The organism is Pseudomonas sp. EL_65y_Pfl1_R83, from assembly GCF_963970695.1.
GTDB classification, from domain to species: domain Bacteria; phylum Pseudomonadota; class Gammaproteobacteria; order Pseudomonadales; family Pseudomonadaceae; genus Aquipseudomonas; species Aquipseudomonas tritici.
In genome coordinates, this window is record NZ_CAXAQI010000008.1 from 193,661 (window position 1) to 218,414 (window position 24,754).

The following is a 24,754-nucleotide window of genomic DNA, read 5'->3' on the forward strand; positions in this document are numbered from 1 at the left end:
CAAGATGAATTTTTCCAAGTTCTTCATTTCGCGGCCGATCTTCGCAGCAGTGCTCTCGCTGTTGATCCTGATCGCCGGGGCGATCTCGCTGTTCCAATTGCCGATCAGCGAATACCCGGAAGTGGTGCCGCCGACTGTGGTGGTACGCGCCAACTTCCCGGGCGCCAACCCCAAGGTCATCGGCGAAACCGTGGCCGCTCCGCTGGAGCAGGCGATCACCGGCGTCGAGAACATGCTGTACATGTCCTCGCAGTCGACCGCCGACGGCAAGCTGACCCTGACCATCACCTTCGCCCTGGGTACCGACCTGGACAACGCGCAGGTGCAGGTGCAAAACCGTGTGACGCGGACTCAGCCGAAACTGCCTGAGGAAGTGACGCGCATCGGTATTACCGTGGACAAGGCCTCCCCCGACCTGACCATGGTGGTGCACTTGACCTCCCCGGATCAGCGCTACGACATGCTCTACCTGTCCAACTATGCGTTGCTCAATGTGAAGGATGAGCTGGCGCGTCTGGGCGGTGTCGGTGACGTGCAGCTGTTCGGCATGGGTGACTACTCCCTGCGGGTATGGCTGGACCCGAACAAGACCGCTTCGCGCAACCTGACCGCCACCGATGTGGTGACCGCGATCCGTGAGCAGAACCGTCAAGTGGCTGCCGGTGCCCTGGGTGCGCAACCCGCGCCGTCTACCACTGCATTCCAGTTGTCGGTGAATACCCAAGGTCGCCTGGTGACCGAGGAAGAGTTCGAGAACATCGTGATTCGCTCAGGCGACAACGGTGAAATCACCCGCCTCAAAGACATCGCACGGATCGAGCTGGGTTCCAGCCAATACGCCCTGCGCTCGTTGCTCAACAACCAGCCGGCGGTGGCGATCCCGATCTTCCAGCGCCCTGGCTCCAACGCCATCGAGATTTCCAACGAAGTGCGCGGCAAGATGGATGAGCTGAAAAAGAACTTCCCGCAAGGGATGGACTACAGCATCGTCTATGACCCGACCATCTTTGTGCGCGGCTCCATCGAAGCGGTGGTGCACACCCTGTTCGAAGCGCTGATTCTGGTTGTTTTGGTGGTGATCCTGTTCCTGCAGACCTGGCGCGCCTCGATCATTCCTTTGGTGGCGGTGCCGGTTTCGTTGATCGGTACGTTTGCGGTGATGCACCTGTTTGGCTTCTCGCTCAACGCGTTGTCGCTGTTCGGCCTGGTATTGGCCATCGGTATCGTGGTGGACGACGCCATCGTGGTGGTGGAGAACGTCGAACGGAATATCGAGCTGGGCCTGGAACCGTTCCCGGCGACCGAAAAGGCCATGAGCGAAGTGACCGGCCCGATCATCGCGACGGCGCTGGTGCTGTGTGCAGTGTTCATTCCGGCTGCCTTTATCAGCGGCTTGACCGGGCAGTTCTACAAACAGTTCGCCTTGACCATCGCGATTTCGACAGTGATCTCGGCGTTCAACTCGCTGACCTTGTCCCCTGCCCTAGCCGCCGTGTTGCTGCGTAGCCATGACGCGCCGAAGGATCGTTTCTCCAAGATGCTCGACAAGCTGTTTGGTGGCTGGTTGTTCAAACCGTTCAACCGCTTCTTTGAAAAAGCCAGCCACGGCTACGTCGGCACCGTACGCCGGGTGATTCGCGGTAGCGGTATCGCGCTGTTCCTGTATGCCGGTTTGATGGTGCTGACCTGGTTCGGCTTTGCCCACACCCCGACCGGTTTCGTACCGGCCCAGGACAAGCAATACCTGGTGGCCTTCGCTCAATTGCCGGACGCCGCGAGCCTGGACCGCACTGAAGACGTGATCAAGCGCATGTCTGACATCGCGCTGAAACAACCGGGTGTGGAAGCTGCCGTAGCCTTTCCGGGCTTATCGATCAACGGTTTCACCAACAGCCCGAACAGCGGCATCGTGTTCGTGACCTTGAAACCGTTCGACGAACGTAAAGACCCGAGCATGTCCGCCGGTGCGATTGCCGGCGCGTTGAACGGTAAATACAGCGACATCCAGGAAGCCTACATGGCGATCTTCCCACCGCCGCCGGTACAGGGCCTGGGTACGATTGGTGGCTTCCGCCTGCAGATCGAAGACCGTGGCAACCTGGGTTACGACGAGCTGTACAAAGAAGTGCAGAACATCATCACCAAGAGCCGTAACACGCCGGAGCTGTTCGGCCTGTTCACCAGCTACACGGTCAACGTGCCTCAGGTCGATGCGGCTATCGACCGTGAAAAGGCCAAGACTCACGGCGTGGCGATCAGCGACATCTTCGACACCCTGCAGATCTACCTGGGTTCGTTGTATGCCAACGACTTCAACCGCTTCGGTCGCACCTACCAGGTCAACGTGCAGGCTGAGCAACAGTTCCGCCTTGATGAAGACCAGATCGGCCAGCTGAAAGTGCGCAACAACAAAGGCCAGATGATCCCGTTGGCGACCTTCATCAAGGTCAGCGACACCTCGGGCCCGGACCGCGTGATGCACTACAACGGCTTTATCACGGCTGAAATCAACGGCAACGCTGCACCGGGCTACAGCTCGGGCCAGGCAGAAGCTGCGATTGAAAAACTGCTGAAAGACGAACTGCCCAACGGCATGACCTACGAGTGGACCGACCTGACGTATCAGCAAATTCTCTCGGGCAATACCGCGCTGTTCGTGTTCCCGCTCTGCGTACTGCTGGCGTTCCTGGTACTCGCCGCCCAATACGAAAGCTGGAGCCTGCCGCTGGCGGTGATCCTGATCGTTCCGATGACGCTGCTGTCGGCGATTACCGGGGTGATCATCTCGGGCGGCGATAACAACATTTTCACCCAGATCGGACTGATCGTATTGGTGGGCCTGGCGTGTAAGAACGCGATTCTGATCGTTGAGTTCGCCAAGGATAAACAGGCAGAAGGCCTCGACCCACTGGCTGCGGTACTGGAAGCCTGCCGTCTGCGTCTGCGGCCGATCCTGATGACCTCGTTCGCCTTCATCATGGGTGTGGTGCCCCTGGTGTTGTCCAGCGGTGCCGGTGCCGAGATGCGCCATGCGATGGGCGTGGCGGTGTTCTCCGGGATGATCGGTGTGACCTTCTTCGGTCTGTTGCTGACGCCAGTGTTCTACGTACTGATCCGTCGCTATGTGGAGCGCCAGCAAGCGCGCAAAGCGGCCAAGGCCTTGAAGCTGGAGACACAGCAATGAGTGTGAAAGTATTCTTGCCGAGCTTGTTGGTGCTGGCACTGAGCGCCTGTGCCGTAGGCCCGGACTACAAAACCCAGACCCCGGAGGCGGCCAATGTCACGGCCGCCGCCGATGCCAAGAAGTATGACCACGCCAAGTTCGAAGGCATCTGGTGGCAGCAGTTCGAGGACCCGACCCTCAACCAGTTGGTGACTCAGTCGCTGCAGGGCAACCGTGATTTGCGCGTCGCCTTTGCCCGTCTGCGGGCCGCCCGCGCCATCCGCGATGACGCCAGCAATGACGCCATGCCGACCATCACCAGCCGCGTCAGCAGTGACCAGGGCAAAGGCCAGATTCCGGGCCAGACCACCCGTCGCGTCAAGACCGAGCGTTATGACCTGGGCCTGGACATGGCTTGGGAACTGGACCTGTTCGGCCGCATCCAGCGCAACCTGGAAGCCACCGACGCCGACCAGCAAGCCGCCGAGGCTGACTTGTACCAACTGCAAGTCACCATGATTGCCGAACTGGTGGATGCCTACGGTCAACTGCGCGGCGCGCAACTGCGTGAACGCATTGCCCTGGACAACCTGAAGAACCAGCAGGAATCGCGCACCATCACCGAAAGCCTGCGCGATGCCGGCGTGGGTGATCAGTTGGATGTGGAACGTGCCGACGCACGCCTCGCGGCGGTTGAAGCCAGCGTGCCGCAACTGCAGGCCGAGCAAGTGCGCGAGCGTAACCGCATCGCCACCCTCCTCGGCCAGCGTCCTGACAAGCTGACGGTGGACCTGAGTCCTAAAGACCTGCCAGCGATTGCCAAGGCATTGCCGATTGGCGACCCGGGGCAACTGCTGCAACGTCGCCCGGACATTCTCAGTGCCGAACGCAAACTGGCCGCCGCCACTGCGCGTATCGGTGTGGCCAAGGCCGATTTGTTCCCACGGGTCAGCCTCAGCGGCTTCCTCGGCTTTACCGCCGGGCGCGGTTCGCAGATCGGCTCGTCCGCTGCGAATGCCTGGGCCCTCGGCCCTAGCATCACCTGGGCCGCCTTTGACCTGGGCAGCGTACGCGCCCGTTTGCGCGGTGCCGATGCCGAGGCTGATGGCGCGCTGGCGAACTACGAGCAGCAAGTGCTGTTGGCCCTGGAAGAATCCGAAAACGCCTTCAGTGATTACGGCAAGCGTCAGCAACGCCTGGTCTCGCTGATCCGCCAAAGCGAATCCAGCCGCGCCGCCGCCGACCTGGCTGCGATCCGCTACCGCGAAGGCACCGTGGACTTCCTGGTGCTGCTTGACGCGCAACGTGAGCGTCTGGCGGCCGAAGACTCCCAGGCCCAGGCCGAAGTGGATTTGTATCGCGGGATTGTAGCGATCTACAAAGCACTCGGTGGTGGCTGGCAGCCAGACACGGTTGTTGCCACCGCCAAGTGAAGTAAAGAGCTCCTTTGGTTGGTCGCATCCAGCCAATTTTTAGCCCCGTGGTCCATTCGGTCACGGGGCTTTTTTTGGTCGGGTGTTTTACAGGGATGATAGTTAGGAAGTTGCCTGCACGTTAGTCAGCCTTATCTGTCAGAGGGTTCTGAAATTTCTTCAAAAGCTAATGTTGGACTCTAGTACGTCGATAACGGGGGTGTAATTCTTAATACAGACAGGAGATTGTTATGGGCATGCTCGTTACGAACACAGCGACCACGTTATCGAAGCAAACTGATGCTCGTGTGGTCAGAAACCCAACCATGGTGACGAATGCCTTTACGCTGACGGAAGAGTCCAAAGCGGCGGAGACGCTGAAGCTTAAGGACCCAGAAAAAATTAACGACCTGAACATTTTCTTAAAACGTTATGACTTCACTTCCATCAGCACCAACGAGCTTAAAGAAGTGGGCAGTATGCTCTACGACAACAAACTCATCGATGACAATACGTTCATGATGTTCATAGCTGGAGACGGCGCATCAGATGCTAATGGCCGCCAAACGAAAATGGACGTTAAATTCAATGCAATCGCTTTGTTTAACGAAAAGTTGGAGGATAACTTGGCGTATTTCAAGACCGATCGATACTCGAAACCTGAGCACGTTGCCTATATCACTCACCGGATGGTCAGTGCCAATCAGGCGCTTAATGCGATGGTTTACTTCGTAAATTCCCCAGCCAGCACCCTTTCTATAGATGAACACGCATGATCAATAAACACTCAAAAAGCAGCGCGTTGAAGGTGTCTGTCAACGCGCTGTTTGCAGGGTACAAGCACAACGCCGACACCTGAAACGACAACCCCAGCAATAAAGCAAATGAAACAGTATAAGACGCTTCACAAATTCACCTTCATAAATAAATGATTGGATCCTCAGCATGCACCGAATACAACAAAGCAACCACAGGCTTTCAATTTATCCATAGGCGACCCTCACGGTTGGCAGACGATATATATCGACTATTCATGCTGTGCCTTAACTAGCACCCAGTAAACATCGGCGAGCACCACGCCACTTACTATGCATGAACGTTCAAACGCGATGAGCCGCCCGCCTCCCAAAAATTGCGGGAAATCTCTTTAGACTTTTATGAAGGACGACGGTGTATATATCTCTGATCTTCAAACCTAAAACTAAACGCCCGCAACCTCATTCAAAATCAAACTCCGATAATGCCCCGGATTCGACCCGCTCCATTTACGAAACGCTTTATAAAACGAACTGGTATCGGCAAACCCCAACCGCTCTGCAATTTCGGCGAAGCTGATCTGCGCTTCCGCCAGCCAAACAATCGCCAACTCTTTACGCACGCTGTCCTTGAGCCCTTGAAAGGTCTGCCCCTCTTCAGCCAATCGGCGTCGCAAGGTTGAGGCGGAGATGCACAGGCTGGCGGCGAGGCCTTCGGTTTCCGGCCAGGTCTCGGGAGGCATTTGGCGCAGGTCGTGTTTGATGCGGGTAGCGAGGCTGTCGGGGTCGCGGTACTTGACCAGGATATTGGCCGGCGCGTGGGCCAGGAAACGTTTGAGCTCTTCTGCGCTGCGCTTGATCGGCAGGTCCAGGCAGTCGGCGGAGAAGATCATGCGGGTGCGCGGTCGGTCGAAACGCAGGTTGTCGGAGAACATGACTTGGTAATCATCGCAGAAGTCTGGTTTTGAGCAGCGCAGTTCAATCGCAAGAATTGGAATCCTACGTCCCGCCAGCCAACAGGCCACACCGTGCACAATCATCCAATAGGTAAAGTAGGTGAAGGCGCGATTGGGTTCGGACTCGGGCTCGAGCAGCACAATCTCGGCCAGGCTTTGTTGGCGCACCAGTTGCGCGGGCAAGCGTTCCAACATCAGTGACAGGAACGCCAGGCCGGTTTCCAGGCTGGTGGCGAGGGTCGGCTGCGCTATCGCGGCGCGGCACAGGAACGTCAGGCTGCCGGACTTGAGCTTGCGCGGGTCCATGCCGAAGAACTCGTCATCCCTGCGCCGCGCCAGCAGGCGCCACAGGCGCGCGTAGGTCGTGGCAGAGACGCGTGCGGTGGGCTCGCTTAACAGTGCCGGATCGATACCGGCTTTATGCAGCACTTCGGCACTGGCCGTCCCGGGCACGCAGCTCTGCAACAAAGCTTCGCGCACGAGGTGGATGGAGATGGTGTCTTTTTCCAACATGAGGGATCGGGCATCCGGCTGCACAACAAATAATGGCATGCATCATAAAGTGGGTCGCGATTTGCCACCACCGTTCAGGCCCTGTTCAGCTAAAGTCAATATTTCTTGTTTAGCAATGAGTATCATTATGCTACAACTTAGCACCCTATCTAGTTCTACTGCGGTGCCAAATGCTCGTTCCTTTTCTCATCATGCTGCGCGAAGGCATTGAAGCCGCACTGATCGTTGGCATCATCGCCAGCTACCTGCAACAGACCGGCCGTGGCCAGTGGATGCCCGCCGTGTGGATCGGTGTATTCCTCGCTGCTGCGCTGGCCCTGCTGGTCGGTGGTGGCCTTGAATTGGTCAGCGCCGAGTTCCCGCAGAAACAGCAGGAACTGTTCGAAGGCATCGTCGGCCTGGTCGCCGTGGGCATCCTCAGTTCCATGGTGTTCTGGATGCGCAAAGTGGCGCGCTCCATCAAGCATTCCCTGCACGCCTCCCTGGATCACGCGTTGGCCGGTTCCAAACACCAGGTGACCGCGCTGATCCTGATGGTGTTTTTCGCGGTGGCCCGTGAAGGCCTGGAAACCGTGTTCTTCCTGCTGGCGGTGTTCCAGCAGAGCGAAGGCCCGGGCGCGCCGATGGGCGCCCTGCTCGGCCTGATCCTGGCGATCATTGTCGGCTTCCTGATTTACACCGGCAGTATGCGCCTGAACCTTGGCGCGTTTTTCCGCTGGACCGGCCTGTTCATCCTTGTCGTCGCCGCCGGCATCCTCGCCAACTCGGTGCAAGCCCTGCACGAAGCGGGCGTGTGGAACCACCTGCAAACCGTGCTGTTCGACTTCAGCACTGCTTTGCCGATGGACAGCCCGCTGGGTTCGATACTGGCCGGCATGTTCGGCTATCAGGAAGCACCCACCGTCAGCACCCTCGGTGCTTACCTGACTTACCTGGTGGTGGCGCTGGTGATGTTCTTCCTGCCCGCTGCACCGCCCAAACCTGCCGCCACTCCTTCTTCCGTTTCCACCCACTAAGGACCGCCTCTTGTCCAACCCAACTCCTCAACCGGCTCTGCCACCCCGCGCCTTGCGTTGGGCCGTGGCGGGCTCGGTGGTCGTGATGATCGCCGCCGGTGGCCTGTTCTATTACGCCTCGCAACTGGCGGCCAGCAAGCGCCAGGTCAACCACAATGAAATTGCGGTGACCATCCACGGCCATGCCTGCGAACCGAATGAACTGACTGTACCCGCTGGCCGCGCGAGCTTTCGCATCATCAACCGCTCCGAGCGTGCCGTGGAATGGGAAATCCTCGACGGCGTGCTGGTGGTCGAAGAGCGCGAGAACATCGCCCCCGGTCTAAGCCAGGTGATCAACGCCAACCTGTTGCCCGGCGACTACGCGATTACGTGCGGCCTGCTGAGCAACCCGCGCGGCACCTTGCACGTAACGCCCACCGCCGAATCCGACGCCCAGGCCAAAGCCAAGCCGTCGATGGTGGCGTTTATCGGCCCATTGTCGGAGTTCCGCGTGTATCTGAGCAGCCAAGGCAGCGCATTGGTCAAGGCGGTGACTGCCTTACAGCAAGCCATCGATGCGGGTGACCTGGCGCAAGCCCAAGCGCTTTACCTACCGGCGCGCGAGGCTTACCAGCGACTGGCGCCGGCGGCGCAACGCCTGGCGCAGTTGGACAACGCGATCAACGCCCGCGCCGACTACTTTGAGAAACGCGAACAGGATCCGGCCTTCAGCGGCTTCCACCGCCTGGAATACGGCCTATTCCAACAACGCAGCCTCGATGGCCTCGCGCCGATTGCGCAGCGCCTGGTAACCGACGTCACGACACTGAAGCAACAACTGCTGGCCCAGTCCCTGCCGCCCGAGCAACTGGTGAGCATCGTGGTGCGCATCCTCAATGGCCTGGCCGATGTGCGCGCCATCAGCGGTGAAGAAGAGCGCTACAGCCACGTCGACCTGAATGGTTTTGCCGCCAACCTGCAAGCCGCCCACAAGGTCGTCGAGCTGATGCGCCCGCTGCTGAGCAAGTCCGCCGCCGACCTGTTACCAAAAGTCGACAGCGCCCTCGCGGCGTTCGACAGCGAACTCAATGAGTTGAAAGTCGACGGCCAGTACCGCCGCTACGACAGCGTGACCGCCGATCAGCGCAAGCAGATCGCCGACAAGGCCAAGGCTCTGGCCGTTGCACTCGATGGAATCGACCCCGCCCTTGGCCTTTCCGGCCTGCAGTGAAGACGACCGCCTACATGAGTAATTCAGAACAGTTTGACCTTCAGCGCCGCCGTGTCCTGTTGGGCATGGCCGCCACCGGCGCCGCGATTGCCGGTAGCACATTGAGCTGCCCGGCCATGGCCGCCGCAGCGGAACAAGTCACCGCGGCACCCCGCAGTGAAAAAACCCAGGACCACCACGATTTTTTTGGCAAGCACCAGACTGGCATCGTCACTCCGCGCCCGGCCTGCGGCATGCTCGTGGCGTTCGATGTACTGGCCAGCGACCGTGAAGACCTGGAACGCCTGTTCCGCACGTTGAATGAACGCATCGCTTTTCTGATGACCGGCGGCACCGTGCCGCAAGTCGATCCGAAACTGCCGCCCACCGACTCCGGCATTCTCGGCCCGGTGGTGACGCCGGACAACCTCACCATCACCGTGTCTGTCGGTGAGTCGCTGTTCGACGAGCGCTTCGGCCTCACGGCAGTCAAGCCCAAGCGCCTGAGCCGCATGGTTGGTTTCCCCAACGACGCGCTGGAACCGGCGCAGTGCCACGGTGACCTGAGCCTGCAATTTTGCGCCAACACCACTGACACCAATATCCACGCCCTGCGCGACATTGTGAAGAACCTGCCGGACCTGCTGATGGTGCGCTGGAAGCAGGAAGGCAGCGTACCGCCGCAGGCGCCGAGCAAACCCGGAGAACCTGCGCAGAGCGCGCGTAACTTCCTTGGTTTCCGTGACGGTTCGGCCAACCCGAATTCCAACGACGCCAAGGCCATGGACCAGATTGTGTGGGTCCAGCCTGGCAGCGACGAACCGGCCTGGGCGGCCAATGGCAGCTATCAGGCGGTGCGCATCATCCGCAACTTCGTCGAGCGTTGGGACCGAACCCCGCTGCAAGAGCAGGAAAGCATCATCGGCCGCATCAAGCCGACCGGCGCGCCGATGGACGGCGCCAAAGAAACCCAGGTGCCCGACTACAGCAAGGACCCGGAAGGCAAATTGACCAAGCTCGATGCCCATATCCGCCTGGCCAACCCGCGCACCCCGCAGACTCAGGCCAATCTGATCCTGCGCCGGCCGTTCAACTACTCCAACGGCGTTAACAAAAACGGTCAGTTGGACATGGGGCTGTTGTTCATCTGCTACCAGGCTGACCTGGAGAAAGGCTTTATCAGCGTACAAACCCGGCTCAACGGCGAGCCCCTGGAGGAGTACCTCAAGCCGGTCGGCGGCGGATACTTCTTCACCTTGCCGGGGGTCACTGGGCCCAAGGATTTCATCGGGCGCACGCTGCTGGCTGCAACGCACCCTCACACCACTGCCACTCCCTAAAACAACCCCCAGAGCGGAAATCGTCCTATGAAGAAGTCGACCATTGCGTTGTCGTTGTTGCTGACCCTTTCGCCGCTGGCAGCGTTTGCCGCTACCGCGCCGCTGGACCTGGTAGGCCCGGTGTCGGACTACAAGATCTACGTCACCGAAGAAATCGGCGAGCTGGTCACCCAGACCCAGGCGTTCACCGACGCCATCAACAAAGGCGACCTGGCCACCGCCAAAAAGCTCTACGCTTCGACCCGCGTACACTATGAGTCCATCGAGCCGATTGCCGAACTGTTCAGCGATCTCGATGCGTCCATCGACTCCCGCGTCGATGACCATGAAAAAGGCGTGACCGCCGAAGATTTCACCGGCTTCCACCGCCTCGAATACGCACTGTTCTCGCAAAACAGCACCCAGGGCCTGGAAACCCTGACCGCCAAACTCAACACCGACGTCAACGACCTCAAGACCCGCGTCGACGGCCTGACCTTCCCGCCGGAAAAAGTCGTCGGCGGCGCCGCAGCGCTGCTTGAAGAAGTCGCCGCCACCAAGATATCCGGCGAGGAAGACCGCTACAGCCACACCGACCTGTACGACTTCCAGGGCAACATCGACGGCGCGAAGAAAATCGTCGACCTGTTCCGTGGCCAGATCGAGAAGCAAGACAAAACCTTCCTGGCCAAAGTCGACAAGAACTTCGCCGCCGTGGACAAGATCCTGGCCAAGTACAAGACCAAGGACGGCGGCTTTGAGACCTACGACAAGGTCAAGGAAAGCGACCGCAAGGCGCTGGTGGGTCCGGTCAACACCCTGGCTGAAGACCTGTCCATGTTGCGTGGCAAGCTGGGCCTGAACTAAACGCTGGATAAAAAAAGACCCCGCCCTGTTGAGGGGCTGGGTCTTTTTTCGCCTGCAGATCTACAGGATGCGGTACAGCAGCCGCTCGATCCGAACGCGGCTGACCCGACGCAGGAATTTGCCGACCGCCTCCGGGTAGTCCAGCAGCGTTTGCAGGTCCTGATAACGCTCAATGCGCGTGCTGTGCTGGAAAATCTGCGCCAGCTCGGTGCGGCGCGGTTCAAGCCACTGGCCTTGCGGGTCGTCGATCAGCAAAGCGTTTTCCAGGTCGAGGCGGAACGCCCGCGGGTTGAGATTGTTGCCGGTGAGCAACGTGTAGCGCTGGTCGACCCACATGCCCTTGAGGTGGTAGGTGTTGTCGCCGTCGTGCCACAGGTGCAGGTTCAACTGGCCGTGGTCGATGTCGCGCTGATGGCGCTTGGCGAAGCGGCGTAGGCTGATTTCGTAGAGGTAGGGCAGCGCAGCAATGACCTTGAACGGCTCGCTCGGCGGAATGTAGAAATCGTTGGCGGTCTTGTCGCCGACGATGATGTCGACCTTCACACCTCGCGCCAGGGCGCGGTTGATTTCGCGAGTCACCGGCAGCGGCAGGTTGAAGTACGGCGTGCAGATGGTCAGCTGGTGCTGGGCGCTGGCGATCAGTTCGAGGATCACCCGGTTCAGGGGGTTGTTCTTGCCAACCCCGAGCAATGGGCTGACCAACAGGTGACCATTGGGCAACTGCCCCGTCGTGGTGTCATAGGTCGCGTGCTTCAAACGGCTGCGCAAGTCGCCGATATCATTGCGCAAGCTGCGCGTGGTCGGGGGATTGGGCAGGTCCAGGCGATTAACCGCCTTGGAGGCGACAAGCCCGTGTTCCACCAGGTGCTGCATGGAGTCGGCAAGCGGTTGGCTGTGGATCAGGTGGTAACGGTCGAAGCGGTACTTGTCGAACTTGTGCAAGTACACGTTATTCAGGCTGGCACCGCTGTACAGCACCGTGTCGTCGATCACAAAGCCCTTGAGGTGCAGCACGCCGAACAACTCGCGGGTTTGCACCGGCACGCCATACACCGGCACTTCAGTGCTGTGGCTTTGGGTCATGGACTGATACCAGGCGCTGTTGCCTGGCTGCTTGCCGGCGCCGATCAAACCGCGCTGGGCGCGCAGCCAGTCGACCACCACCACGATGTCCAACTGCGGCCGTGCCGCCTTGGCCGCGTGCAGCGCATCGTAGATCTCCTGGCCGGCCTCGTCCTGCTGCAAGTACAGCGCGACAATGTAGATACGCCGCGTGGCCTGGGCAATCTTCTCCAGCAGGCAACGGCGATACGCGTCGGCGCCGGACAGCACCTCAAGGGCGTCGGGAGTGAGGGGGAAACCGCGCAGTTTGGGCAACAGGGAGCGTTTGAAGAACGACGGCATAAGGCTCGCAATGGGTCGAATCCGAAGAGGCCCCGAGCTTACACCATGGGGGTGCTCAGGTCTCGCTGTGCTGCATGAAAAAAACTTAATTGACCAAGAAGAACGACCGTTCTACTGTTTGCAGTATGAACGACATAACCAGCAATGAAACCCGCAATATTATCCTCGACGTCACCGAAAAGTTGATCTACCGCCATGGCATCGCCGCCACTGGCATGGACTTTCTGGTGAAGACCGCCGGTGTCTCGAGAAAAAGCATTTACCGCTACTTCGCCAATAAAGACGAACTGGTGATTGCCGCTCTGCAGCGCCGCGATGAGCGCTGGATGCAGTGGCTGCGCGATGAGGTGGAACGCAGCGAAGGCACAGGTGAGCGCCTGCTTGCGCTGTTCAGCGCGCTCAAGGCCTGGTTCGGTACTGCAGATTTTCGTGGCTGCGCCTTTATCAATACCAGTGGCGAAACCGGCGACCCGCAAGACCCGGTGCGCCTGCTGGCCAAGGCGCATAAACAAAAACTGTTCGAGTATGCACTTGAACTGTGTCAGGCACAGGGTACCCCCGCGCCCGAACGGCAGGCCGCGCAACTGCTGATCCTGATCGATGGCGCCATTACCGTTGCCCTGGTGATGGGCGATTCAACAGCGGCCGATCAAGCGCAAGGCATGGCGCGAACGTTATTGGGACTTTGAATGCACTTGGCAGGCGCAACGCTCGATAAACCCTATTGCTTGAGGAATTACACGATGTCATCGATTGCAGAAACACGTCCGCCCTTGCCGCCGTTTACCCGCGCGTCGGCCATCGAAAAAGTGCGCTTGGCCGAGGACGGCTGGAATTCGCGCGACCCGCAACGGGTGTCCTTGGCCTACACCCTGGACACGCAGTGGCGCAACCGTGCCGAATTCGCGCATAACCGCGAAGAAGCCAAAGTTTTTCTGACCCGTAAGTGGGCCAAGGAGCTGGATTATCGGCTGATCAAGGAACTGTGGGCATTCACCGATAACCGCATCGCGGTGCGCTATGCCTATGAGTGGCACGACGATTCGGGTAACTGGTTCCGCTCCTATGGCAACGAGAACTGGGAATTCGATGAGAACGGCCTGATGGCCAATCGTTTTGCCTGCATCAACGACCTGCCGATCAAGGAAAGCGAACGCAAGTTCCACTGGCCGCTGGGCCGGCGCCCGGATGATCATCCGGGGCTGTCCGACCTGGGCTTGTAACCCTTTGGAACTGGCTTGCCTGCCTTGGTGCACCTGATACACCGAGGTGCCTGCACCGCAGGCAAGCCAGCTCACACAGGCAAGTGTCGGCCTACCTCAGTCCTGATTCAGCCCAATCCGATACAGCACGCCATCCTTCTCATCCGTCAGCACGTACAAAAAGCCATCGGGCCCCTGCCGCACATCGCGGATCCGCGCTTTCAAGCCGCCCAACAAACGCTCTTCGTGAACGACCTTGTCGCCATCGAACTGCAACCGGATCAACTCCTGGCTGACCAGCGCGCCGATAAAGACGTTGTGCTGCCAGGCTTTGAAGCGGTCTGCATCGTAAAACGCCATCCCGCTGATACCCGGTGATTTCTCCCAGACGTGATGCGGCGGCACCGTGCCCTCCGCCGTTTTGCCCTTGGCTTCGGGTATGGGTGTCAGCGAATAATTGATGCCATGGGTTGCCAACGGCCAGCCGTAATTCTTGCCCCGTTCGATGATGTTGATCTCGTCGCCGCCGCGCGGCCCATGTTCGTTTTCCCAGATCGTACCGCTCCACGGGTTCAACGCCAGGCCCTGGGGATTACGTTGGCCGTAGGACCAGATCTCCGGGCGTACGCCTTGCTGGCCGACAAACGGGTTGTCATCCGGCACGCGGCCGTCCGGGTAGATACGCACGACCTTGCCTTGCAACTTGTCCAGGTCCTGGGCCGTCGGGCGAGCGTTGTTTTCCCCAAGGGTCACGAACAGGTAGCCGTCACGGTCGAAGGCCAAGCGCGAGCCGAAGTGATTGCCGGTGGACAGCTTAGGCTCCTGGCGCAGGATCACTTTGAAGTCGGTCAAGCCACTGAGATCTGTCGCCAGCCGGCCACGGCCCACCGCAGTGCCGGCCGTGCCGCCCTCGCCGCCGCCTTCCGCGTAAGACAGGTAGACCATGCGGTCCTGTTTGAAATCCGGAGACAGCACCACGTCCAGCAGACCGCCCTGCCCTTTGGCCCACACTTCAGGCACGCCCGTCAGTGGCGCGGAGAGCTTGCCGTCCGGGCTGACAAAGCGCAGGTGGCCGGGACGTTCCGTCACCAGGAAGCCTTGCTTGTCCGGCAGAAAGGCCACCGCCCATGGATGGTCCAGGCCTGTGGCAATCGGGGTGGCGGTGATACTGCCTTGTTCGCTGGGGAACTGCTGGGCTTCGGCGGCGACAGCCGCCGTCAACGGCAGCAGCGTGGTTGCACAAACGGCGGCTAGCAGGGTTTTGCGTAGAAACATAAGGCTGGATCCTTACCGGCGATTGCCGCTGGCGTCATAAGTGGGGGCTTTGGTTTCGGTGGCCGGGCGGCTCGGGGCGGCATCGCGCTGGGGATAGCGGTTGCCGATGCCGCCGTTCTCCAGGGTCGGCGTACGTGTGGTCGGCCCAGTCTGAATACCGCGAATGGCCGGCGCATTGGGCTGGGTGCCCTGCATGCTGTTGGGGTTGGCCCGGTGAATCGGACCGTTATTGGCGTTGTTGTTACCGGGCAGGTTTTGCGCATGGGCCAAGGGGACAAGGGCCAAACCCAACACCAGCGCTGCAACGTGACGCACACAGCTGTTCATGACAAAGCCTCTCTGGGGCGAGGAGTACGTGCTTTCGATAACACGCTACGCCTCAGGTTCGGCTTTCGACACTAAATAGTTTCTCATCAGGTGTAACACGATCTGTCCGTGCATCTGTCCGTGGAAACTTTCCGCACAGGGTCCGAGTCACCAGAACACAGCCTCTAAGTAAGGAATCGCACATATGCCACGGGCAATCTGGAAAGGCGCCATCAGCTTTGGCCTGGTGCATATACCGGTGTCACTGGTCTCGGCCACGTCATCACAGGGCGTTGACTTTGACTGGCTCGACAAACGCAGCATGGACCCGGTGGGCTACAAGCGCATCAACAAGACCACCGGTAAGGAAGTCACGAAAGAGAACATTGTCAAAGGCGTCGCGTTCGAAAAAGGCCGTTACGTGGTGCTCAGCGAAGAAGAAATCCGCTCGGTCCACCCCAAGTCGACCCAGACCATTGAAATCATCGCATTTGTTGCCAGCGACCAGATTCCGTTGCAGAACATCGACACCCCCTACTTTCTCGCCCCGGACAAACGCGGCGGCAAGGTGTATGCGTTGCTCAGGGAAACCCTTAAAAAAACCAATAAAGTCGCCCTGGCCAATGTGGTGCTGCACACCAAGCAGCACTTGGCCGCATTGATGCCCCTGGACTCGGCCCTGATACTGGTGATGTTGCGCTGGCCCGCCGAGGTGCGCAGCCTGGACGATCTTGAATTGGGCAGCGACGTGACCAAACCCACGTTGGCTAAAGGCGAGTTGGACATGGCCAAGCGCCTGGTAGAAGACATGAGCGCCGACTGGCAACCGGATGACTACCGCGACAGCTTCCAAGAGAAAATCATGGCGCTGGTGGCCAAGAAGGCCAAGGCCGGCAAGATCGAGGACGTCGAAAGCAGCGCGGACGGTGAGGAGCGTAAGTCAGCCGATGTGATTGACCTGACGCAATTGCTCAAGCGCAGCCTGGCCGGCAAGCCGGCAAAGAAGCCCGCCGTGAAAAAATCCACCAAGGCCTCATAAGTCATGCCAAAGCCCCTCAGCGACTACAACCGCAAACGCGACTTCGGGATTACCGCCGAACCACAAGGGAGTGCGCCCGCCGGCAAAAGGAAGGCCTCGGCGCTGTCGTTCGTGGTCCAGAAACATGACGCGCGCAACCTGCACTATGACTTCCGCCTGGAGCTTGATGGCGTGTTGCTCAGTTGGGCGGTGCCCAAAGGCCCGAGCCTGGACCCCAGCCAGAAACGCCTGGCCGTCCACGTTGAAGATCACCCCCTCGGCTATGGCAGCTTCGAAGGCAATATTCCGGCGGGTCAGTACGGCGCAGGCGACGTTATCGTGTGGGACCGCGGCGTGTGGCAACCGCATGACGACCCGCGCAAGGCTTACGCCGCTGGCAAACTCAAATTCACCTTGGTCGGCGAGAAACTCTCAGGCGACTGGACCCTGGTGCGCACGCGCCTGAAGGGCAGCGGCGATAAACAACAATGGCTGCTGATCAAGGAAAAGGACCCACAGGCACGCCCTACCGATGACTACGATATTGTCCAGGCCCAACCGAACAGCGTGCTCAGCAACGCGTCGGTCGGCAAACCCAACGCTAAAGCCAAGCCCAAGCCCAAGCCGCGAAAAACTGTAGTCACCCTCCCCGAGCAATTCGCCCCGCAATTGGCCACGCTGGTGGACCGCGCGCCAGAAGGCGATTGGCATTACGAAATCAAGTTCGACGGTTACCGCATGCTCGCGCGCGTTCGTGACGGCGAGGTACGCCTGTTCACCCGCAACGGCCATGACTGGACCGAACGCCTGCCCCGTCAGGCCAAGGCCCTGCAAGCGCTGAAACTCAAGGACAGCTGGCTCGACGGCGAGGTGGTCAGCCTCAACGGCGACGGCCTGCCGGACTTCCAGGCGCTGCAAAACGCGTTTGATATCGGGCGCAGCCTGGACATTGTCTACTACCTGTTCGATGCGCCGTTCCTCAATGGCCAGGACCAACGCGAAGCGCCTGTCGAGGATCGCCGCGCGGCCCTCAAGGCCGCGTTGGCCGGTAGCCGTAGCAAGTTGCTGCGCTTCTCTGAGGCGTTCACTGCGCACCCTCGTGACATCTTTGAAAGCGCTTGCGACTTGGCCCTGGAAGGCGTGATCGGTAAACGCCTCGGCAGCCCCTACGCGTCGAGTCGCAGTGCCGATTGGATCAAGCTCAAATGCCGCTTGCGCCAGGAGTTCGTGATTGTCGGCTACACCCGGCCGCAGGGCTCACGCAGTGGTTTCGGGGCGCTGTTGCTGGCGGTGAATGATGATTCCAGGCTGGTGTACGCCGGGCGTGTGGGCACAGGCTTTGATCAGGCGTCGCTGAAGTCGATCTACGCGCAACTTACGCCGCTGGAGTGCAGCACGTCACCCTTGGAAAAACCGCTGACCAGCGCCCAGGCCCGCGGCGTGCATTGGGTGCAGCCGACGCTGGTTGGCGAGGTGCAATTTGCCGAATGGACCCGAGAAGGCGTGGTTCGCCAGGCAGCGTTTGTCGGCATGCGTACCGACAAGCCCGCTGCGCAGATCATTCACGAGCAACCGCGCGCGGCCAAATCCATGAAAACCGCGAAAAAACCCAGCGGCAACGTGAACATCACCCATCCCGACCGCGTAATCGATAAGCAAAGCGGTACGCAAAAACAGCAGCTGGCGCAGTTCTACGACAGCATCAGCCAATGGATTCTGCCCTTCCTGCGTCACCGTCCGGTTTCGCTGCTGAGAGCGCCCGAAGGCATTGAAGGCGAGCAGTTCTTCCAGAAGCATTCCGAGCGGCTCGCCATGCCTGACATCAAGCAACTGGATCAGGCGCTCGACCCTGGCCATTCACGCCTGATGGAAATCGACAGCGCCGCTGCATTGATCGGTGCCGTGCAAATGGGCACCGTGGAATTCCACACCTGGGGCGGTACCACCGACAAGCTCGAAACCCCGGACCTGTTTGTGCTCGATCTCGACCCGGACCCGGCACTGCCTTGGAAAGCCATGTTGGAAGCGGCGCAGCTCACGCTGTCGGTGCTTGACGAATTGGGGCTGCAGGCGTTCGTCAAGACCAGCGGTGGCAAGGGCCTGCACCTGGTCGTGCCACTGGCGCGGCGCGACCATTGGGACACCGTCAAGGCGTTCGCCAAGGCGATTGCCCAGTTCATGACCGCGCAATTGCCGGAGCGTTTTACCGCAACGTCAGGGCCCAAAAACCGTGTCGGCAAGATCTTTATCGACTACCTGCGCAATGCTCGAGGCGCCAGTACCGTGGCGGCCTACTCCGTGCGCGCCCGCCCGGGATTGCCGGTATCGGTGCCGGTCAGTCGTGAGGAATTGAAGGGCTTGCGCGGTGCCCAGCAGTGGACGGTCGCCAACGTGCATGAGCGTTTAAAGGCGTTGAAGGTTGATCCCTGGGCCGGGTATGCCAATCGCCAGAAAATCAGCAAGAAGATGTGGGATAAGCTGGGCGCCCATCCACCGCAGTGAAGAGCGCCCAGGGCGCCCCTCAGATCAGTAAAAAGATCAACGCCAACCCAGCGAAGATCGCCCACTTTTCCAGGTAGTAGCGCATGCGGTTGCGCTTTTTCAGCGCTTTGCCGCGCAGACGGATCTTATACAGGCGCGTGAAGGCGCGATTGAGCCCACCGGTCTGGTCACCGGCATCGTTAGGCGAGCCCGCAGCGGCCATGACGGAACGGCTGAACCAGCGATTGAACGCCGCGGCCCAGCGGTATTTCATCGGACGCTCGATATCGCAGAACAGGATGATGCGGTTCTGCTGCGTGGTGTTTTCGGCGTAGTGGATGTAGGTCTCGTCGAACATCACCGGCTCGCCGTCACGCCAGTAATAGTTTTCGCCATCCACATTGATGTAGCAGCCCGGGTCATTCGGGGTGTCCAAGCCCAAGTGATAGCGATACGAGCCTGCATACGGGTCGCGGTGACGCACCAGCCTGGAACCTGGCGGCAGTTCGGCGAACATCGCGGCCTTGATCGAGCCAATGCCCTGGACCAGCTCAGTGGTGCGCGGGCAGAGCTTCATCGCGGAAGGATGGCTGTCGCCATACCATTTCAAGTAAAAGCGCTTCCAACCGGATTTGAAGAAGGAATTGAAACCTACGTCGTTGTACTGGTCCGAGCGCTTGATCTCCCCGGCGCGCATCAGGGCCAGGCCTTCCTGGCGAATTTCTTGCCAGTGCGCCTGCAGCGGGCTCAAGTCCGGGAAATCGCCGGGCGACAGATAAGGTCGGCTGGGCAGTTTAGAGAAGAGGTAGAGAAAGCAGTTGATCGGTGCCAGGAAGGTCGAATGATCACTGAGTTGGCGGCCTAGCTTATGCCGCACCCGACCGCGCAGGTGTACATATGCAATCGAGGCAACGTAGAGCATAACAATGATGAGTTTCACGGGGATTCGTCACACGTCAGAAGAAAACAGGCTGCTCCTACGTGCCCACTACGGCCGCGGTTGGATAGCAACGCCTGAAATCAAGATTCACACAATCGGCACGACCGTCTGATCGACATCCGGTACGTAGCCATTGGCACTTATTTAGCCATAATTTGTAACCATAAATTAACTAAGAATTGTGAAAAGCTGTCTTGCAAATAGGTTGGGCTGGGGCTTGAGGGTTCCAATCGATGACTAGGCGCATCAGGGCATAAATGCTAAAAAGCGTCGCATCATCTTCACAGCCGACGATTTACCCTTCAGCAAAAAGGAATTTGTATGTCATCGATAACAGACCCCGATGTTCAAGCGCTTCAAGGTGCCTGGGAGCAAATAGCGCTCGAAGACAGTGGCGTGCTCAACCCAGTCGATGCCCACAGCGCCCCGGGTGCAATCACCACTATCACCGGCGACCGGTTCGAAGTGAAGACCGTCAGCGGCGAGGTATTGCTGGCTGGCCGGTTTTCCCTGGACAGCAGCACCGTTCCCAAGCGCATTACCTGGATCGACTCCATTGGGGATGACGCAGGCAAACACTTGCCCGCCAGTTATCGCCTGGAAAAGGATGAGTTCGTGTTTATTGCAGCCGATGAAAGTATGCCCAGGCCAATTGCGTTCAGTACTGGCCCAGGTCAAACCATGCGCACTTTCGTTCGGCGCGCCTGATCGGAGCGCCATCCGAATGAGCGACAGTATTTTCACAAAACGTTCACCTTCGGGGCTATAGGGTCAGCCTACCTACTCCAGTGAATCCCTTAGCCCGCCTCTCCTTGCGGGCTTTTTTTGCCTGTCGAATATGGGTTCAATCGGGCCGTTTGATGGCGGTCAGGGTGAAGCACATTGGTAATTGCGCAGGCTGGTGTTCGTACCTGTCGTAAAGCTCTTCGCGATTGGAGTGGGGATATTCCTGCAGGTCGCTGATCTGTAACTGCGCGCAGATCGCAGCATTTACTACCTCACCCAACGTGTGCACGTACCAGTAGGACGTTGGCCCGGCAACTTCGCCCTGGCCTTCATAGACAATTGACTCCTGCAGCACAAAGGGCTCGCGCTGGAAGTAAGAGCTGGCTGGCAAGAAGGGGTTTTGCGCCCGAGGATCAAACACCTCCAGGAACGGATGGGTTTCATACATCACCAGCGTGCCGCCAGGTTTCAAGGTGCTGGCGACGTGGCGCATGAACAGCGCCACATCCGGCATCCAACCCAGCACGCCGATAGTCACCAAGGCGATATCGAAGCGTTGGTGCAAATCCTGCGGTAGGTGATGGATATCGCTTTCGATGAACTCGGGGTTGTGCGGCGAAACACTGGCCAGTTCACGGGCCTGCTGCAGAAACGCCCGTGATTGATCCACGCCTACCGCCGAGCGCGCGCCCAGGCCAAACAACGACAAGGTTTCACGACCGTTGTTGCAGCACAGTTGCACCACATCCTTGCCGGCTACGCCGATGTCTTGCAGCAAGCCGGTAAGGGTGGGGTCCAGGCAAGAAAAACCGGCGTCACCCACGCTGTTGAGCAACGCGTTCCAGGTGTCGGTGGTTTTATGCAGGTTGGCAGATTGGTCCCAGGCGTCCTTGTTGCTGGCAATCGCCTGTTGCGCTGAGGGCATGTCCATTGCATCTCCAGATAATCAGTACTGCGGGACTCAGAAAATAAGCCAAGTGCCCATGGATTAAAACCCCGAGCAGCGTGCGAAACTTATCGCAAAGCCCGGGGGTCATTAACGCAATGAGCGCTCAGCCCTTGAACGCCGCCTCCGAAGATCTAGCCATGGCCACACAGTCTGACCTGCGTAACGCCTTGTCCCTGGACAGCCTGAATTTCTTCCTGGCGGACGTCCGCGATGGCCTTGGCCCCTACCTCGCTATCTACCTGCTGGCCGTGCATAAATGGGACCCGGCCAGTATCGGCGTGGTCATGACCCTGGCAGGTATCGCCGCGCTGCTCACCCAGGGCCCGGCGGGCGCGCTGATTGATCGCACCCGCAGCAAGCGCGCGGTGATTGCGCTGGCCGCCATCGTAGTGACGCTCAGTTGTGTGCTGCTGCCTTTCGTCAGTTCTTTCGGCCTGGTAGCGCTGACCCAGGCCGCCAGTGCTGTTGCCGCGTCGGTGTTCGCGCCGGCGATCAGCGCGATTTCCCTGGGCATTACCGGGCCACGCGCCTTCACCCGTCGTACAGGGCGCAACGAAACCTTCAACCACGCCGGCAACGCCGTGGCCGCATTGCTGGCTGGTGGCCTGGCCTACCTGTTTGGTCCTGTGGTGGTGTTTTACCTGATGGCGTTTATGGCAGTCGCCAGTGTTTTGGCCGTGAGCTGCGTGTCGGCAGCAGCGATCGACCACGACGTTGCCCGCGGCTTCGATCCTGAGCATCACACCGATCATGAACAACCTTCCGGCCTCAAGGCATTGCTGGCGAACCGCCCGCTGTTGTTATTCGCCATCTGTTGCGCCCTGTTCCACTTGGCCAATGCCGCCATGCTGCCGCTGGTCAGCCAAAAGCTCTCACAGATAAACCTGCAAATGGCCACGCCGCTGACGTCGGCCTGCATTGTCGCCGCGCAATTGGTGATGGTGCCGATGGCTTGGCTGGTCGGGCTCAAGGCCGACATCTGGGGGCGCAAACCCTTGCTGATGGCCGGTTTCATGATCCTGCCGCTGCGCGGTGTGCTCTACACGCTGTCCAGCGATCCTTACTGGCTGGTGGCGGTGCAAATGCTCGACGGCATAGGCGCAGGGATTTTCGGCGCTTTGTTCCCGGTGATCGTCAAGGACCTGACCCATGGCACCGGCCGCTTCAACGTCAGCCTGGGCACCCTCACCACCGTGTTCGGCCTGGGAGCGGCGCTGAGCAGCAGCCTGGCCGGTTTCGTGGTGCAACAAGCGGGCTACAACGCGGCGTTCCTGACACTCGCCGGCGTTGCAGCGCTGGCCCTGGCGCTCTTATGGCTGGCGATGCCGGAGACGTTGATGAAACCATCCTTCGCTCGACATACAACTGTCGCCTGACATATGCGACAATACGCGCCAAATTCCAACACACATCCAAAATTTTCTGCTCAGCGACCGGGTTTCGCGCCTTGATGTCGCTGTTGACGCATGCCTGAAGGCTCCTGCCGACACGCTCGCAACCCATTGATAGGTAAAGTAATTGATCTCCACAGCTAACATCACCATGCAGTTCGGCGCCAAGCCGCTCTTCGAGAACGTCTCGGTCAAGTTCGGCGCAGGCAACCGTTATGGCTTGATCGGTGCCAACGGTTGCGGCAAGTCGACCTTCATGAAAATCCTCGGTGGCGACCTCGATCCGTCCGGCGGCCAGGTCATGCTGGAGCCGAACGTGCGCTTGGGTAAACTGCGCCAGGACCAGTTCGCCTACGAAGAATTCACCGTGCTCGACACCGTGATCATGGGCCACGAGGAACTGTGGAAGGTCAAGGCCGAGCGCGATCGTATCTACTCGCTGCCGGAAATGAGCGAAGAAGACGGCATGGCCGTGGCCGAACTGGAAACCGAATTCGCCGAGATGGACGGCTACACTGCCGAATCCCGCGCCGGTGAGCTGCTGCTGGGCCTGGGCATTCCCCTGGAACAGCACTTCGGCCCGATGAGCGAAGTGTCCCCTGGCTGGAAACTGCGCGTATTGCTGGCCCAGGCGCTGTTCTCCGACCCTGAAGTGCTGTTGCTCGACGAACCGACCAACCACTTGGACATCAACACCATCCGCTGGCTGGAAAACATCCTGACCCAGCGTTCCAGCCTGATGATCATCATCTCTCACGACCGTCACTTCCTGAACAGCGTGTGCACCCACATGGCTGACCTGGACTACGGCGAGTTGCGCCTGTTCCCGGGCAACTACGACGAGTACATGACTGTAGCGACCCAGTCCCGCGAACAACTGCTGTCGGACAACGCCAAGAAGAAGGCGCAGATCTCCGAACTGCAATCCTTCGTCAGCCGCTTCTCGGCCAACGCCTCGAAAGCCAAACAAGCCACCTCCCGCGCCAAGGCGATCGACAAGATCCAGCTGGCCGAGGTCAAGCCTTCGAGCCGTGTGAGCCCGTTCATCCGCTTCGACCAGAACAAAAAACTGCACCGCCAGGCGGTCATTGTCGAGCGTATGGCCAAAGGCTTCGATGGCAAACCGCTGTTCAAGGACTTCAGCTTCCAGGTTGAAGCGGGCGAGCGCGTGGCGATCATCGGTCCGAACGGTATCGGCAAGACCACGCTGCTGCGTACTCTGGTCAACGAACTGACGCCGGATGCCGGTAGCATCAAGTGGACCGACGCGGCTGAGCTGGGCTACTACGCTCAGGACCACGCCCATGACTTCGAAGACGACATGAGCTTGTTCGACTGGATGGGCCAGTGGACTCAAGGCGAGCAAATGATCCGTGGCACCTTGGGTCGCATGCTGTTCTCCAACGACGAGATCCAGAAGTCGGTGAAGGTGATTTCCGGTGGTGAGCAAGGCCGTATGCTGTTCGGCAAGCTGATCCTGCAAAAGCCGAACGTGCTGATCATGGACGAACCGACCAACCACTTGGACATGGAATCCATCGAGGCACTTAACCTGGCGCTGGAAAACTACCCAGGCACGCTGGTCTTCGTCAGCCACGACCGTGAGTTCGTATCCTCCCTGGCCACCCGCATCATCGAGTTGAGCGCCACCGGCGTGATCGACTTCAGCGGCACCTATGACGACTACCTGCGCAGCCAAGGCGTGGTGTTTTAAGAGCAGCGATTAGTTTTCGGCTGCAAGCAGCAAGTTAGAGCCCCGTCCAGTGTGACGGGGCTTTTTGCATCTTGAGATGAGCACGCTGTTTGTGGCGAGGCAGCTTGCTCCCTCGCCACAGGTTATTCGCTCCGGGAGGGATGTTGTTTAAGTAG

The 24,754-nt window shown here is 59.5% G+C and carries 20 protein-coding genes; 14 read left to right on the forward strand and 6 right to left on the reverse strand.

Annotation, left to right across the window (positions count from 1 at the left end):
• Window positions 1-4 precede the first annotated feature (4 nt).
• The 3 genes from AACY08_RS14280 to AACY08_RS14290 all read left to right on the forward strand — a co-directional run bounded on the left by AACY08_RS14280 (window position 5) and on the right by AACY08_RS14290 (window position 5,351).
• Window positions 5-3,184 (forward strand): efflux RND transporter permease subunit, encoded by a 3,180-nt coding sequence (locus AACY08_RS14280; protein WP_339428247.1) that lies wholly within the window; start codon window positions 5-7, stop codon window positions 3,182-3,184.
• On the forward strand, window positions 3,181-4,596 hold the full coding sequence (locus AACY08_RS14285) for a TolC family protein (RefSeq protein WP_339428246.1): 1,416 nt from the start codon (window positions 3,181-3,183) through the stop codon (window positions 4,594-4,596). The genes AACY08_RS14280 and AACY08_RS14285 overlap by 4 nt, the downstream gene beginning before the upstream one ends.
• Window positions 4,597-4,826: 230 nt before the next feature.
• The gene (locus AACY08_RS14290) at window positions 4,827-5,351 is read left to right on the forward strand and encodes a hypothetical protein (RefSeq protein WP_339470011.1); all 525 of its coding nucleotides are present in this window, start codon (window positions 4,827-4,829) and stop codon (window positions 5,349-5,351) included.
• Window positions 5,352-5,776: 425 nt separating this feature from the next.
• On the opposite strand, the gene AACY08_RS14295 is transcribed toward AACY08_RS14290, so the two are convergent.
• Window positions 5,777-6,799, reverse strand: a complete 1,023-nt coding sequence (locus AACY08_RS14295) for an AraC family transcriptional regulator (protein ID WP_339470012.1) — start codon at window positions 6,797-6,799, stop codon at window positions 5,777-5,779.
• 170 nt (window positions 6,800-6,969) lie between these two features.
• Here AACY08_RS14295 and efeU point away from each other — a divergent pair, with 170 nt between their 5' ends.
• From efeU to efeO (AACY08_RS14315), 4 genes are read left to right on the forward strand one after another with little or no spacing between them, the layout of a single operon-like run.
• Entirely contained in the window at window positions 6,970-7,815 is an 846-nt protein-coding gene (gene efeU / locus AACY08_RS14300; RefSeq protein WP_339419100.1) for an iron uptake transporter permease EfeU, read from the forward strand.
• A 10-nt stretch (window positions 7,816-7,825) separates the two neighbouring features.
• Complete coding sequence (efeO, locus tag AACY08_RS14305) at window positions 7,826-9,028, forward strand: iron uptake system protein EfeO (RefSeq protein ID WP_339470013.1); 1,203 nt, start codon at window positions 7,826-7,828, stop codon at window positions 9,026-9,028.
• Window positions 9,029-9,042: 14 nt separating this feature from the next.
• Entirely contained in the window at window positions 9,043-10,347 is a 1,305-nt protein-coding gene (gene efeB, locus AACY08_RS14310; RefSeq protein WP_339470014.1) for an iron uptake transporter deferrochelatase/peroxidase subunit, read from the forward strand.
• A 27-nt stretch (window positions 10,348-10,374) separates the two neighbouring features.
• Window positions 10,375-11,193 carry an iron uptake system protein EfeO gene (efeO, locus tag AACY08_RS14315; RefSeq protein WP_339470015.1) on the forward strand — a complete coding sequence of 273 codons (819 nt, stop codon included), beginning with the start codon at window positions 10,375-10,377 and terminating at the stop codon, window positions 11,191-11,193.
• A 60-nt stretch (window positions 11,194-11,253) separates the two neighbouring features.
• Here efeO (AACY08_RS14315) and pssA read toward each other — a convergent pair whose 3' ends face one another.
• Window positions 11,254-12,597, reverse strand: a complete 1,344-nt coding sequence (gene pssA / locus AACY08_RS14320; RefSeq protein WP_339470017.1) for a CDP-diacylglycerol--serine O-phosphatidyltransferase — start codon at window positions 12,595-12,597, stop codon at window positions 11,254-11,256.
• Window positions 12,598-12,722: 125 nt separating this feature from the next.
• On the opposite strand from pssA, the gene AACY08_RS14325 reads away from it, so the two are divergent.
• Together AACY08_RS14325 and AACY08_RS14330 are read left to right on the forward strand one after the other, a co-directional pair.
• Window positions 12,723-13,286 carry a TetR/AcrR family transcriptional regulator gene (locus AACY08_RS14325; protein WP_339470018.1) on the forward strand — a complete coding sequence of 188 codons (564 nt, stop codon included), beginning with the start codon at window positions 12,723-12,725 and terminating at the stop codon, window positions 13,284-13,286.
• Window positions 13,287-13,340: 54 nt separating this feature from the next.
• Window positions 13,341-13,820 (forward strand): nuclear transport factor 2 family protein, encoded by a 480-nt coding sequence (locus AACY08_RS14330; RefSeq protein WP_339470019.1) that lies wholly within the window; start codon window positions 13,341-13,343, stop codon window positions 13,818-13,820.
• A gap of 96 nt (window positions 13,821-13,916) precedes the next feature.
• Here AACY08_RS14330 and AACY08_RS14335 read toward each other — a convergent pair whose 3' ends face one another.
• Both AACY08_RS14335 and AACY08_RS14340 read right to left on the reverse strand, forming a co-directional pair.
• Window positions 13,917-15,074, reverse strand: coding sequence for a PQQ-dependent sugar dehydrogenase (locus AACY08_RS14335; RefSeq protein ID WP_339470020.1), 1,158 nt, complete (start codon window positions 15,072-15,074; stop codon window positions 13,917-13,919).
• Between the two features lie 12 nt (window positions 15,075-15,086).
• Window positions 15,087-15,401, reverse strand: a complete 315-nt coding sequence (locus tag AACY08_RS14340; RefSeq protein ID WP_339470022.1) for a hypothetical protein — start codon at window positions 15,399-15,401, stop codon at window positions 15,087-15,089.
• Window positions 15,402-15,585: 184 nt separating this feature from the next.
• On the opposite strand from AACY08_RS14340, the gene ku reads away from it, so the two are divergent.
• Window positions 15,586-16,419, forward strand: a complete 834-nt coding sequence (gene ku / locus AACY08_RS14345; protein ID WP_339470023.1) for a non-homologous end joining protein Ku — start codon at window positions 15,586-15,588, stop codon at window positions 16,417-16,419.
• 3 nt (window positions 16,420-16,422) lie between these two features.
• Complete coding sequence (gene ligD / locus AACY08_RS14350; protein WP_339470024.1) at window positions 16,423-18,900, forward strand: DNA ligase D; 2,478 nt, start codon at window positions 16,423-16,425, stop codon at window positions 18,898-18,900.
• Window positions 18,901-18,919: 19 nt separating this feature from the next.
• Here the strand turns inward: ligD and lpxO are convergent, their stop codons facing one another.
• Window positions 18,920-19,819, reverse strand: coding sequence for a lipid A hydroxylase LpxO (gene lpxO, locus AACY08_RS14355; protein WP_339470025.1), 900 nt, complete (start codon window positions 19,817-19,819; stop codon window positions 18,920-18,922).
• Window positions 19,820-20,140: 321 nt separating this feature from the next.
• Between lpxO and AACY08_RS14360 the strand changes: the two genes are divergently transcribed.
• Window positions 20,141-20,527 (forward strand): TIGR03067 domain-containing protein, encoded by a 387-nt coding sequence (locus AACY08_RS14360; protein ID WP_339470026.1) that lies wholly within the window; start codon window positions 20,141-20,143, stop codon window positions 20,525-20,527.
• Window positions 20,528-20,663: 136 nt separating this feature from the next.
• On the opposite strand, the gene AACY08_RS14365 is transcribed toward AACY08_RS14360, so the two are convergent.
• A complete protein-coding gene (locus AACY08_RS14365) occupies window positions 20,664-21,476 on the reverse strand; it encodes a class I SAM-dependent methyltransferase (protein WP_339470027.1) in 813 nt (270 codons plus the stop codon).
• 155 nt (window positions 21,477-21,631) lie between these two features.
• Between AACY08_RS14365 and AACY08_RS14370 the strand changes: the two genes are divergently transcribed.
• Together AACY08_RS14370 and AACY08_RS14375 are read left to right on the forward strand one after the other, a co-directional pair.
• Window positions 21,632-22,870, forward strand: coding sequence for an MFS transporter (locus tag AACY08_RS14370; protein ID WP_339470028.1), 1,239 nt, complete (start codon window positions 21,632-21,634; stop codon window positions 22,868-22,870).
• A gap of 142 nt (window positions 22,871-23,012) precedes the next feature.
• A complete protein-coding gene (locus AACY08_RS14375; RefSeq protein WP_339418942.1) occupies window positions 23,013-24,599 on the forward strand; it encodes an ABC-F family ATPase in 1,587 nt (528 codons plus the stop codon).
• The last annotated feature ends 155 nt before the right edge of the window (window positions 24,600-24,754 follow it).